Origin of the sequence: Acinetobacter sp. TUM15064 (assembly GCF_008980265.1) — a bacterium.
Taxonomy (GTDB): domain Bacteria; phylum Pseudomonadota; class Gammaproteobacteria; order Pseudomonadales; family Moraxellaceae; genus Acinetobacter.
In genome coordinates, this window is the sequence record NZ_BKFU01000001.1 from 94,635 (window position 1) to 106,905 (window position 12,271).

Sequence of the window (12,271 nt, forward strand, 5' to 3'; positions counted from 1 at the left end):
TTCAGCACAGAACTATGCTAGGGTAAGACTGAAAAATGTAATAAAAATGACCTTCAGGATGACTTATGTCAGCACACAACCCATTGGTGCAACAACAAAAGCTATGGAAAGCCTTTTTCATTTTCTTGATGCCTTTAATTGCGACCAATATTCTGCAAAATCTGTCTGGAACCATCAACACTGTTTTCGTCGGACAGATGATGGGGGTACAGGCGATTGCTGCAGTTGCTGTTTTCTTCCCCATTCTGTTTTGCTTAATGGCATTCGTGATTGGTCTTTCTGCGGGTTCTACAGTCCTCATCGGCCAAGCGTGGGGCGCACAAAATATTGAGAAAGTTCGTGCAGTGGTTGGATCTACGCTATTCATGACCTTGATTGGAGGCAGTTTTATTGCCTTTTTAGGGGTAGTTTTCGCACGTCCAATTTTATCGGCTTTGGGCATAGATGAAAATGTCATGCACCTATCCTTGCCTTATGTACGATGGATGTTGGCTGGAAGCCCACTATTATTTATTTATATTATTTATACCTCAATTTTACGCGGTGTCGGTGACAGCACCACGCCACTCATCGCCTCTGGCATGACCATTTTGATTGGGCTTTGTGTCACACCGATCCTCATCGCTGGCTATTTTGGTTTTCCCAAACTCGGGATTGTTGCACCTGCCATTGCAACAACCTTAGGTTTCGTTTCTGTTTTGGTGTTTTTATATTTCTATTTGGGCTATAAGCAGCACCCTCTAAGACTTGATGCACAAATGCTCAGCCATATTCGCTTTGACCGTCAACTGAGTAAAATTATTCTGCGTTTGGGGATTCCAACTGGCATTCAAATGATCACCACTTCCGTGGCAGGCCTTGTAATTGTTGGTCTGGTTAACCGTCACGGCGCAGATGCAACAGCTGCTTATGGCGCAGTCAACCAAGTCCTAAACTATATTCAATTTCCTGCACTTTCAATTGCGATTGCCGCATCCATTTTTGGTGCTCAAGCCATTGGTGCGGGCAAGTCCGAGTTATTGGCCAAAGTCACGCGTACAGCGCTCAGCATGAACATCATCATTACAGGCTCCTTGGTGGTATTGGCCTACCTCTTTTCCAAATATCTCATGGCACTCTTTATCACTGACCATGCGGTAGTTGAGTTGGGGCAACAGTTGTTGTTTATTGTACTGTGGTCGATTTTATTCTTTGGTGCCAGCGCCATTTTTGCCTCCATCATGCGAGCTAGCGGTACAGTCACCATGCCGATGGTCATCAATATCGTGGCGATTATTGCGATCGAAGTGCCCTGTGCTTATATGTTTAGTGAATGGTGGGGACTACAAGGTATTTGGTATGCTTATGCACTGGCCTTTGTCAGCTTATGCATTATGCAAGGACTGTACTATCAATTGGTCTGGAAGAAAAAGACTATTGAAACGCTCATCTAAAATAGGATTTCTGCTGCCTTGCTTACACGCACGCCACGCATCATTCTTTCAGATATCCATCAAAAATGAAGCATAAAAAAACCCGCCAAGGCGGGTTTTTTTATCACGATATTAAGACTTTCTTTGGCTTAATTTGGTCGCAAAAGCGGTCACTTTTTGGTAGCCCGTCGGTAAAATACGCTGGATCAAATCTAGCGTTTTCGCATCATTGCCAATCAATAATCGGCGTTTATCTTTTTGCACCGCCTCTAAAATCTGGCGTGCCGCTTCTTCTGGTGGGCAGCGTAGTAGTTTATTGAAAGTCTGTGCAGACTTGTCTGGATTCATCCCGATACTACGCAAGCTGTCATTCACTTTGGCAGCATTGGCAATATTGGTTCGAATCCCGCCCGGATGCACACACAAAGCACTCACACCAGAGTTTTCCATGTCCAGCTCTTGGCGTAGCGACTCGGTAAAACCACGTACTGCAAATTTAGTTGCATTGTAGGCAGACTGGGTCGGTTGAGCAGTCAAACCAAACAAGCTTGAAATATTGATGATATGCCCATCGCCTGTTTTCTTAATAAACGGCAGAAATTCTTTGGTACCGTAGACCACCCCCCAGAAGTTGATCCCTACAATCCATTCTAGCTCTTCATAGGATGCCCCTTCTACCGTTGAACCCAGAGCCACCCCTGCATTATTAAAAATCATATTCACTGAACCATGATTCTGTACCGTTTCTTCAGCCCATGCTTTCATCGCCAAACGGTCAGAGACATCTAATTTTTTCGTGGTAACCCGTACATTGCTACCTTGCAGTAATTCAACTGTTTTCGCCAACCCTTGTTCATTGACATCACTCAACGACACATGACAGCCCGCCTTGGCCAATAAAAGTGCCAATTGTTGTCCAATACCCGACCCAGCGCCTGTAATGGCTGCGACTTTATTCTTAAAATTCTTCATGAGATTTTGCTTATCCTTTATCTTTGTACATCGACTGTAGATGCTTTTTTTATAATTGACAATATCAATTGTCATAAATTTGATAGCTAAAAGTGTCAAGTCCATGAAAACCCAATAAAGATCTTTGCTTACGCATAGGTACAGACCTTGTTTATTGTTAAACTACAGCAAATCTTGGCTTTAATAGGGCGATGAAACCTGATGACTGCATCTGAACAAATACAACAAAACAGCGATCACAATAAAACCAAAGAACGCCAATTCAAAGGCTTATCACTTTCTGAGCGTAAACAGCTACGTCGTGAAAAACTGATTGAAGCAGGGATCGAAGCCTATGGTACGCACGGTTTTTTTGCTGTAACAGTGAAAGATATTTGTAATGAAGCCAAACTCACCGAACGTTATTTTTATGAATCGTTTAAAAAAAGTGAGCAACTGTTTCAAACCATTTTTCTAAAACTAATTGATGAGTTACAGCACAACGTCATGCAAGCCATCATGCAAGCCTCATCTGATCCACATAAAATGATTGATGCTGGACTACGTGCTTTGCTCACTACACTAAAAGACAATCCCCGCATGGCACGGATTATTTATATTGACGCGATGTTGGTCCAAGAATTACATAATCAAGCCACCATTCATGAAACCATGACCCGTTTTGACCGAATGATTCAAGCCTTTGTAATGCTGATGATGCCGCAAATTAACCGTTCTGAACGTGAAATTTCACTGGTTGCGACAGGCTTGAATGGTTATGTGACTCAAATTGCAATCCGCTGGGTGGTCAGTGGCTTTAAACAATCCTTTGAAGAGGTTCTATCTTCAAGCCGTATTGTTTTTATTTCACTCTTAGAAACCTTTTCAGACCCCAATACACGTGCAAAACTAGATATCTAAGACGCTCAATTTGGATTCCATCTGCACTTTTAAATAAATTTTAGATTAAACTTCCATTAATTTTTTAATCAAATATGCCGATTTTTTGTCACATTTTTTTGCAAATTTCATCAATCGTCTGTTTTTTGCAATGATACTGTCATAATTAATCTTTGTAATAAGCCTGTCATAAAATTAAAACGGCCTGCCGTTACCTACAATAGGATATTGCGTTGTGAAAGATGACTACATTTTAATCGTCGATGATGAACTTCCCATTCGAGAAATGATTCACACCTCGTTGGATATGGCAGGCTTTCAATGCTTACAAGCAGAAGATGCAAAACAAGCCCACCAAATGATTGTGGATCAGCGTCCTGCATTGATCCTACTCGACTGGATGATGCCTGGCGGGGTCAGCGGTGTAGATCTATGCCGCCGCCTGAAACGTGATGAAAATCTCTCTGAAATTCCAGTGATTATGCTCACGGCGCGTGGTGAAGAAGACCATAAAGTACAAGGTCTGGATGCTGGGGCAGATGACTACATGACCAAACCGTTTTCGACCCGTGAATTAGTTTCACGAATTAAAGCAGTTCTACGTCGTGCCAATGCCCTCAGTGGTGAAAAATCAATTGATGCCAATGGCTTAATCTTAGACCCTGTCAGCCAACGAGTGAGTTTCGGTGACCATATTCTAGATATGGGACCAACAGAATACCGTTTATTGGCGTTCTTTATGACCCATCCTGAGCGTGCTTATACCCGTGCTCAACTTCTTGACCAAGTTTGGGGTGGAAACGTGTATATTGAAGACCGTACCATTGACGTACATATTCGTCGTTTACGTAAAGTGCTTGAGCCTTATGCTGCTGATCGCTTTGTACAAACAGTGCGTGGTACAGGTTATAGATTCTCTACACGTGCGGATATCGCTCTAGGTTAATTTTCTTTTATGTATGAACCCTACCCAGTCCCAGAACTTGCACGCGAACATAAAAAAACGCGATACAGCAGTTTATGGGGCTTTGCCAAACAGGACTTACGTCTGCTTGCCTTTTTCTTGCTGATTGCGAGCTTGATTGGCTTTGGCGTTGGTTATTTTTGGACGTGTATCGCGGTTGCCTTTGCCGTTTTTTTTATTCTGCAAATGCGCTCTTTGTATTTGGTCAATGACTGGATTTCTAACCGTCCCTATGAAGTTCCACCCAACTTGGGGGGCATTTGGGGAGCACTATTGTTCAATGTCTACCGTGCCCAGCGCCAAGAACGAATCGTACAGGCGGAAATGGTCGGACTGATTGATCGAGCACAGTCATCCTTGGTCGCTTTACAAGAAGCAGTGGTACTGGTCGATGACATGCAACAAATTGAATGGTGGAACCCTGCCGCAGAGCGTTTATTGGGCATTGAACAAAATGATCGTGGCCGCAATATTTTGACTTTATTACGCCAACCGAATTTTGTGGATTATTACAATAATATTGATGCTGCACCAGACGGCTTAAAAATGAAGTCATCCAGCTTTGATGAACATTATGTTCAGGTCAAAATGACTCGATTTGGGGGTGAAAGTCGCTTACTGGTCGCCTATGACGTGACCCGCATGCACAATCTTGAACAAATGCGTAAAGACTTTGTCGATAACATTTCGCATGAACTACGCACACCACTCACAGTACTCAGTGGTTATATTGAAACTTTTACAGACCAAGAAGACCTCAACCCACGTTGGAAGCGGGCTTTTGACCAAATGCAAGCCCAAGCCAAACGTATGAATGCCTTGGTGAATGATTTACTGTTATTGTCACGCTTAGAAAACGACAAGCAGATAGCAAAAAATCAAATCATTGATATGCCTAGTTTGATGAACCAACTCTATGATGATGCACATGCCTATAATATTGATTATGGTCATACGCTAAATCTTGACATTGACAGTCACTGCGACTTGATCGGTTCTGATATGGAGTTGGCCAGTGCGTTTAGTAACCTGATTACCAATGCCATCAAATACACACCAAAAGGTGGAACCGTGACCATGGGCTGGCACGACAATGGTGAACAAGCTTATTTCACGGTGGAAGATACAGGTATCGGTATTGATCCCAAACATATACCACGTTTAACCGAACGTTTTTATCGGGTCGACAGTGCACGTAGTCGACAAACGGGTGGCACAGGTTTAGGACTCGCAATTGTGAAACACGTGTTGATGCAGCACCAAGCACATTTAGAGATTGAATCTAAAGAAAACCAAGGCTCTATTTTTAAAGTGATTTTCCCCAAAGAACGCACCTATAATCCTGAATAAACCTTTCTTCAAAAGTATGAAAAAAGCACCGATATCGGTGCTTTTTTGTCACTCATCTTCCGTTTAACAAAGACAGAGACCGAGAGCTGAAACGATTAAAGCGTGTGTCCCATCGCTTCACCCATCACCACAGTCGAGTTGGCTTTAAAGGCTGCATCCCACGTCATTTTGTCTTTTTCAAACAGTACCACAGCGGTTGAACCCAAATAGAAGCGACCCAGTTCAGCACCTTTATCCAAGAACAGCTGATGCTGATTTAACTCTAAACGGCCCGTAGGTTTCACCTTGCCAGTTGCAACGGTTTCAATCCCCGCCACAATCATGGCACCGACTAAAACCACGGCCATACGACCGATTTCTGTATCAAATAAACAGACCATACGTTCATTGCGGGCAAACAAGCCTGGAATATTTTCAGCAGTCGTTTGATTGACCGAGAACAATTCACCCGGTACATACAACGTTTCCGTCAATGTGCCTGCAAATGGCATATGCACACGATGATAATCTTTAGGTGATAAATATACTGTTGCAAACTGACCATTTTTAAACGGTTCAGCCAACTGCGGATCCGCAATCAAATTATCAACGGTAAACTTCTGCCCTTTGGCTTGGAAAATATCACCTTCTACAATTGGACCCAGTTGCGAAATAGCCCCGTCGGCAGGCGACACAATGCTGGTCACATCAGTATCAATATCACGCACACCCTCTTTTAATGCACGGGTAAAAAACTCATTAAAAGATTTGAACTTCAGTGCATTACTTTGCTCCGCAATCGACATATCAATGCCGTACTGCGCTTTAAAAGCCGTGATGACTGCATTTTTCACAATCGGGTTTTCACTGGCTGCAACTTTACCCACGACACGTGATAATTGATGTTGCGGTACAACACGTTGTGTCTGAATGAAAATTTGTTTTTTTAAGCGTGATGTGAGGCTCAAGACGGCATCTCTCCGGTAATGATAGGACTGTCGAGGCGGTTGCCCCATTCACTCCACGCACCGTCATACGCCTGAATATTCCAACCCAATAAACGACCTAAAATATAAGCCAGTCCTGAACGGTGATGTGACTGACAATACACCACCACAGGTTCATTTAAGTTAAAACCCAATTGCTCTAAGCGTTGCTGCGTGCGTTCTAAAGGGTGCAATCTTAAATGATTTTCACGGTTAAGTGCAGTACTCCATTCAAAATGTAATGCATTTGGAATGTGACCACCGCGTCGTGCTGCAAGGCGGAGACCCGTATATTCATCTTCTGTTCGGCAGTCCCAGAGTTGGACCTGACTACTTTGAACTTTCTCTAATAACTCAGTATATTCAATTCGATACTGTTGTATTTTGGCTTGATCGACCTGTACCAAAGCACTAACAGATTCAAACTGCTCCACCTCAGACGTCGTTGGCAATCCTGCTGCAAGCCATGCATGAATTCCACCATTCAGCAGGCTAGTATTTTCAAAACCTAAGCAGTGTAAATTCCAAATCAAACGCCCTGCCCATGCGCCACCTTCATCATCGTAAACCACCACATGATGCTCGGGTGAAATATTCAGATAAGAAATCAGTTCTCGTAGCCCCTCAGCATCGGGTAGTAAACCCGTAGCCTGTTCGTCTTGGCGTACTAAAAATTTTGGCTTTAAATGCAAAGCATGTGGAATATGCAACTGGTCATAGACCGAGGCGCGACTTAAATCTACGATGCGTAGTTTTTCATTGCCTAAATGCGGAACCAACTGTTCTGCTTCTATCAGTAAGCCAAAATTAAAGGCAGAATGTGTCATATTATTTCGTATATTTTCAGGTCATGCTTTGATCTTAGCACAACTCATTTTTACAATTATTCTGATTTTTTGCATTCCTTTAGCAGAATTATAGATATCTCTATTTGTCTCATTTAAAAAGCGTAATGCCAAAATGAATTCTGGCATTACAAACACTGGAGTTATATAAACTTATACCTCAGTAATCTCAAAAATTTGACGTAAATAGGCCAAAAAAGTATCGTTATCAGTCATGGTCTTACCTGGACTATCAGAAATTTTCGCAACCGACTGACCATTACATTCAACTAGTTTAAGCACAATATTTAGTGGCGTTTGCCCCATGTCATTGGTCAAATTGGTGCCTATCCCGAAACTCACTTGAAAACGGTCTTTGAAATAGTTGTGTAAATCCCACGCTTTCTCTAAATTCAGTCCATCACTAAAGGTCAGCATTTTGGTTTTACTGTCAATTTTCAGCTTTTTATAGTGAGCATAGGCCTTATCGCCCCATTCATACGGGTCGCCACTATCATGACGCAAGCCATCGAACAGTTTGGCAAAGTACAGATCAAAATCACGTAAGAATGCATCCATCCCCACCACATCCGTCAAAGCAATGCCTAAATCACCGCGGTACTCTTGTACCCACGTTTCCAGTGCTGATTTTTGGAAATTACGTAAACGTACATCCAACGCTTGGAAGGCTTGTAGGAATTCATGCGCCATGGTGCCAATCGGGGTAAGACCTAATTGCTTCGCAATTAAGACGTTACTGGTACCACGGAAAATATGTGGTGCAGCTTGATTAAACACTTCAATCACATGTTTTTGCCACGCCAGACTATAGCGTCGACGTGTACCAAAATCAGAAACTAAAAATGGGGGATCATTTGGGGTTTGCGATGTTTCATAGTGTTTTAATAAGGCCACTTTAGCTTGTAGTCGACGTTCGCCCTCAGCCATGACCTCATCTGTCCGAATACGACGGAAATACAACTCATTGACGATGGCAAGCACAAAGATTTCAAACATCATGGCTTGAACCATCGGCCCTTCAATCCGAATATCTAAACGACCTTGGTGATCAATACTGGCCACAATAAAACGACGTTTGAGTTGAAACAACTCTAAATAATCGACAAAGTCACTTTTGATAAAGCGCAAACCGCGTAGATATTGCAGTTCATCGTCTTGAAAACGCAGTTGGCAAAGCAAATCTAATTGGTGATTTAAATCATCCAGAATGTCGACCAAAGGATAAACCGTGTCATCCAAATTACGGCAACGAAACTGGTACACACTATGTGCTTGAGGGAACTTATGCAGTACCACCTGTAGCATCGTAAATTTGTACAGATCAGTATCTAATAAGGATTGGATGATGGCAGACATATCATTTTCGGTTTTTAGCAACTTATTGCATTAAAGCACATTTTTTTAAACTGCATAGCCATGTTTTAGTAATTCACTAGTGCTATTCGACCAAGGTTCAAAGTGAAATGTGCTTTTTACTTTTGTTGAGACTCTGTTTCTATCCATTTTTCCAGCTGTTGTTCTTGACCAATCACTTTTGCAAATTCTCGTACTGTTTTTTGACCTGTCTGTTTGGCCTGTACATCACAATCAACTTGGCGTAGCTGATTGGCAATCGACCATTCCAACTTAAATATTGCCCCCATAAGAGCCGTATTGCCTTTGTGATCGCGTAAACATCGGTCAGCACCATGTATTAATAACAGCGTTACGACATCTTGATGACCATAATAACTGGCGATCATGAGCCCAGTAAAACCTGCGTGGTTTTTCTGATTGACTGGAAAACCATACTTTAAAAATTCACTCATCACATCTTGATTGCCAGTTCGAGTTGCAGCAAAAAATAGATCTATTAAAGCTTGTTGCGATTGCGCTAAGGATGCTGTCGAAGTCGTTTGTTCTGCATAGACAACCGAAGTACTTAGACTGAGCACTGCAACCATTAAACCGTTAAATAGAAATTTCATGACATATCTTCCACTGTTTAGCGGTTAAAAATACAATGCCTGTAAAACTCGCCCTAGGGTTGCAGGAAAGGTTCTGAGTTTTACAGGACTTTTGGGAGGTGACGTCCTCGCCCTAGTCACCAATTTTGTTCAGACGTGTCCATTAGTCTTGTAGCAATGCTGCTTTCGCTTCTACTTGCTTAAGATTTCCTTTGGTTGCCGCAGTTAAACGTCTGCCATAATCTGCATCCGCTTTATAAAAATATGACAACATCAGATTTTTGGTTTCTGGATCTTTGACTTGACCTAAGTCGGCCGCAAGGTTCCGAATCAAATCATTTTTTTCCTGTGTTGAATAAGAGCGGTATAACTCACCAGCTTGTTTAAAAGGCTGTTCTTTTTGAATCGCCTGTTGCAACACTTTTTCACCCAGAGGTGTATTCACAGCCTTGGCATGTAATACCGCGGACTTAGGCTCGGCACGACTCGGTTCATAGTTCACATCAGAATCACGATGCGACATATTCATCGCGCCTTCCTGATTGTTATTTTGGACAGCGACAAGCGGACGGTTGACAGGAATTTGTTGATGGTTTGCTCCCAAACGATACATTTGCGTATCTGAATAAGAGAAAATGCGACCTTGCAACAAACGGTCTTCTGATGGTTCGATACCTGGGATTAAATTTCCTGGTGCAAAAGCTGATTGTTCCGTTTCATTAAAGAAGTTCTTTGGCATGCGATTCAGCGTCAATGTTCCAACTTTGAATTCTGGAACTAAATGAGTTGGCCAAATTTTAGTTGCATCCAATGGATTAAAATCAAAATTATTTAAGTCTTTAGGATCAATCACTTGAATATACAAGTCCCATTTCGGGAAATGACCTGCATTGATATTGTTATACAAATCATTGGTTAAATGGTTGAAGTCCTTCGCCTGCATTGCAGCCGTTTCTTCCAGATTCATACCTTTTACCCCCTGCTTCGTACGGAAATTAAATTTCACGTACTTATATTCACCTTTAGCGTTATAAAGCTTAAAGGCATGTACCCCAAAACCATCCAGATTACGGTAGCTCACAGGTGTACCCAAATTTGAGTAAACATAGGTCAACATGTTGACTGACCAAGGTTGGCTTTGTAGAAAGTCGAATACGCGATTGGCATCTTGTACATTTGACACAGGACTTGGCTTCATGGCATGAATGAAGTCTGGAAATTTGATGGCATCACGAATAAAAAACACAGGAAGATTATTTCCCACTAAATCCCAATTGCCCTCTTGTGTGTAAAATTTCAAGCCAAAACCATGTGGATCACGTAAAGTTTCTGGTGAACCTTTCGGATGAATGACGGTAGAAAAGCGTAAAAATACAGGGGTTTTAGTGCCTCCCTTAAACATGGAAGCCACGGTTAAATCGGATAAATCTTTGCTTGCAACAAACTCACCATAGGCCCCTGTACCACGCGCATGTACGACTCGCTCAGGAATACGCTCTCGGCCAAAGCGTTGCAGTTTTTGAACGAGTTGAACATCTTGCAGTAAAGTCGGTCCGTATTCGCCCGCAGTTATTGAGTTCTGATTGTCTCCGACTGGTGCACCATTATCTTTGGTTAATGTCGCTGCTTGTGTAACACCCGTCGCAGTTGCCAACATTGCAACTAACAAAGAAAACTTAAACATCGTTTCTATCTCACTAAAATTCCTACCTTTCCTGCGTCAGCCAAGATACAAAAATTACACAAATTGCTAAAACGGATAATTTTCATAAATTTAATCGGTTTATGGAATAGTGTGATCTTTATTCGCTATTCTTCAGTCATTTATGTGCAAAATATGCTTGATGATCTGCTCAGGCAATATAGGTTTGCTACAATTCCACTTTGCATAATCAAGCGATAGATCAAATCAATCATGCGAGCCTTATTACAACGCGTTCTCGAAGCCAAAGTGGTCGTCAATGGTGAAACCACTGGCGAAATTCAACACGGTATCTTGGTTTTCTTGGGTATAGGAAAAGACGATACCTTTGAAAAAGGGAAGAAACTGGTCGATAAGATCTTAAAATATCGTTTCTTCGATGACGAACAAGGTAAAATGGGTTGGAACGTGAGTCAGGCAGGTGGTGGAATCTTACTGGTCTCTCAGTTTACCTTGATGGCGCAGACGCAAAAGGGCTTGCGTCCTGACTTTGGACCCGCTATGCCACCAAATGATGCCCAAGCCTTATATGAACAATTGGTTGACTATGCCAAGGCCCAGTTTGAAACTGTACAGACAGGTATTTTCGCCGCCGATATGAAAGTACATTTGGTCAATGATGGCCCTGTGACTTTTAATTTAGAAGTCGAATAAAAAAGCAACGTATCAAAAAGCCCTCAGTTGAGGGCTTTTTGATAGGATTAAATTTGCTTGATGAATTGTGCTCGCGCCAACATATCCTTAGGTACTTCATCAATGAGCATAACGGTAAGATTTTGATTGTTTTGCATCTTGTTACTTTCAGTATTAGAAATCTCTAAAAGTGTATTCACATCATTAGGGCTTAAGCTATACATAGCACCAGTAGCAGGATCAACAATCAAAAAGCCAACTAATCCACCAAAAACGATATTAGCTATATACCAACCATTCATTTTTGCAGTGACATGTACGGTTTTCTGTTGATAGCCTTCTTTTGAAAACGTAACGTCATAACTTGCGGGTTTAAAATACCCATTACCACGTTTAAGAGTGACCGTTGCAGGGGTTGAGCCTGTATGAATTTTCTCACCCAGTTTATTCGTGATCACAATATTTGCTGTGTCAGGAACTGACTTAAATGTCAGTGTCTGCGTTGAGCCAGACATAATACTCGCACAACCTGTTAGTGCTAAAGATGCTGTCATTAATGTTGCAGTTAAAAAAGTTTTCATGAAAAAAATTACCCCCATAATT

12 protein-coding genes are annotated in these 12,271 nt (G+C 42.0%); 5 read left to right on the forward strand and 7 right to left on the reverse strand.

Features of this window, described 5'->3' with window-relative positions:
• Positions 1-65: 65 nt before the first annotated feature.
• Positions 66-1,433 carry an MATE family efflux transporter gene (locus GBI16_RS00435; protein ID WP_119063330.1) on the forward strand — a complete coding sequence of 456 codons (1,368 nt, stop codon included), beginning with the start codon at positions 66-68 and terminating at the stop codon, positions 1,431-1,433.
• Positions 1,434-1,544: 111 nt separating this feature from the next.
• On the opposite strand, the gene GBI16_RS00440 is transcribed toward GBI16_RS00435, so the two are convergent.
• Positions 1,545-2,384 carry an SDR family oxidoreductase gene (locus tag GBI16_RS00440; protein ID WP_086210322.1) on the reverse strand — a complete coding sequence of 280 codons (840 nt, stop codon included), beginning with the start codon at positions 2,382-2,384 and terminating at the stop codon, positions 1,545-1,547.
• A gap of 201 nt (positions 2,385-2,585) precedes the next feature.
• On the opposite strand from GBI16_RS00440, the gene GBI16_RS00445 reads away from it, so the two are divergent.
• The 3 genes from GBI16_RS00445 to phoR all read left to right on the forward strand — a co-directional run bounded on the left by GBI16_RS00445 (position 2,586) and on the right by phoR (position 5,577).
• Positions 2,586-3,284 (forward strand): TetR/AcrR family transcriptional regulator, encoded by a 699-nt coding sequence (locus tag GBI16_RS00445; RefSeq protein ID WP_086210323.1) that lies wholly within the window; start codon positions 2,586-2,588, stop codon positions 3,282-3,284.
• 214 nt (positions 3,285-3,498) lie between these two features.
• On the forward strand, positions 3,499-4,209 hold the full coding sequence (phoB, locus tag GBI16_RS00450; protein ID WP_086210324.1) for a phosphate regulon transcriptional regulator PhoB: 711 nt from the start codon (positions 3,499-3,501) through the stop codon (positions 4,207-4,209).
• Between the two features lie 9 nt (positions 4,210-4,218).
• Positions 4,219-5,577 carry a phosphate regulon sensor histidine kinase PhoR gene (gene phoR, locus GBI16_RS00455; RefSeq protein WP_086210325.1) on the forward strand — a complete coding sequence of 453 codons (1,359 nt, stop codon included), beginning with the start codon at positions 4,219-4,221 and terminating at the stop codon, positions 5,575-5,577.
• 95 nt (positions 5,578-5,672) lie between these two features.
• Here the strand turns inward: phoR and asd are convergent, their stop codons facing one another.
• The 5 genes from asd to GBI16_RS00480 form a co-directional block, all read right to left on the reverse strand.
• Positions 5,673-6,524 carry an archaetidylserine decarboxylase gene (gene asd, locus GBI16_RS00460; protein ID WP_086210326.1) on the reverse strand — a complete coding sequence of 284 codons (852 nt, stop codon included), beginning with the start codon at positions 6,522-6,524 and terminating at the stop codon, positions 5,673-5,675.
• A complete protein-coding gene (locus GBI16_RS00465; RefSeq protein ID WP_086210327.1) occupies positions 6,521-7,369 on the reverse strand; it encodes a sulfurtransferase in 849 nt (282 codons plus the stop codon). The genes asd and GBI16_RS00465 overlap by 4 nt, the downstream gene beginning before the upstream one ends.
• A gap of 171 nt (positions 7,370-7,540) precedes the next feature.
• On the reverse strand, positions 7,541-8,743 hold the full coding sequence (gene pncB / locus GBI16_RS00470; protein ID WP_086210328.1) for a nicotinate phosphoribosyltransferase: 1,203 nt from the start codon (positions 8,741-8,743) through the stop codon (positions 7,541-7,543).
• Between the two features lie 116 nt (positions 8,744-8,859).
• Complete coding sequence (locus tag GBI16_RS00475; RefSeq protein ID WP_086210329.1) at positions 8,860-9,354, reverse strand: ankyrin repeat domain-containing protein; 495 nt, start codon at positions 9,352-9,354, stop codon at positions 8,860-8,862.
• Positions 9,355-9,496: 142 nt separating this feature from the next.
• The gene (locus GBI16_RS00480; protein WP_086210330.1) at positions 9,497-11,017 is read right to left on the reverse strand and encodes a catalase; all 1,521 of its coding nucleotides are present in this window, start codon (positions 11,015-11,017) and stop codon (positions 9,497-9,499) included.
• 231 nt (positions 11,018-11,248) lie between these two features.
• On the opposite strand from GBI16_RS00480, the gene dtd reads away from it, so the two are divergent.
• A complete protein-coding gene (dtd, locus tag GBI16_RS00485; protein ID WP_086210331.1) occupies positions 11,249-11,689 on the forward strand; it encodes a D-aminoacyl-tRNA deacylase in 441 nt (146 codons plus the stop codon).
• 47 nt (positions 11,690-11,736) lie between these two features.
• Here dtd and GBI16_RS00490 read toward each other — a convergent pair whose 3' ends face one another.
• Positions 11,737-12,249: a hypothetical protein gene (locus tag GBI16_RS00490; RefSeq protein WP_086210384.1), complete on the reverse strand. Its 513-nt coding sequence runs from the start codon at positions 12,247-12,249 to the stop codon at positions 11,737-11,739.
• Positions 12,250-12,271 lie beyond the last annotated feature (22 nt).

What these genes read in the sequence shown, in the direction of transcription:
- GBI16_RS00445 (WP_086210323.1), top strand. Translation starts at nt 2,586, where the DNA reads ATGACTGCATCTGAACAAATACAACAAAACAGCGATCACAATAAAACC.
- GBI16_RS00490 (WP_086210384.1), bottom strand. Translation starts at nt 12,249, where the DNA reads ATGAAAACTTTTTTAACTGCAACATTAATGACAGCATCTTTAGCACTA.
- pncB (WP_086210328.1), bottom strand. Translation starts at nt 8,743, where the DNA reads ATGTCTGCCATCATCCAATCCTTATTAGATACTGATCTGTACAAATTT.
- GBI16_RS00480 (WP_086210330.1), bottom strand. Translation starts at nt 11,017, where the DNA reads ATGTTTAAGTTTTCTTTGTTAGTTGCAATGTTGGCAACTGCGACGGGT.
- phoR (WP_086210325.1), top strand. Translation starts at nt 4,219, where the DNA reads ATGTATGAACCCTACCCAGTCCCAGAACTTGCACGCGAACATAAAAAA.
- GBI16_RS00475 (WP_086210329.1), bottom strand. Translation starts at nt 9,354, where the DNA reads ATGAAATTTCTATTTAACGGTTTAATGGTTGCAGTGCTCAGTCTAAGT.
- dtd (WP_086210331.1), top strand. Translation starts at nt 11,249, where the DNA reads ATGCGAGCCTTATTACAACGCGTTCTCGAAGCCAAAGTGGTCGTCAAT.
- GBI16_RS00465 (WP_086210327.1), bottom strand. Translation starts at nt 7,369, where the DNA reads ATGACACATTCTGCCTTTAATTTTGGCTTACTGATAGAAGCAGAACAG.
- GBI16_RS00440 (WP_086210322.1), bottom strand. Translation starts at nt 2,384, where the DNA reads ATGAAGAATTTTAAGAATAAAGTCGCAGCCATTACAGGCGCTGGGTCG.
- GBI16_RS00435 (WP_119063330.1), top strand. Translation starts at nt 66, where the DNA reads ATGTCAGCACACAACCCATTGGTGCAACAACAAAAGCTATGGAAAGCC.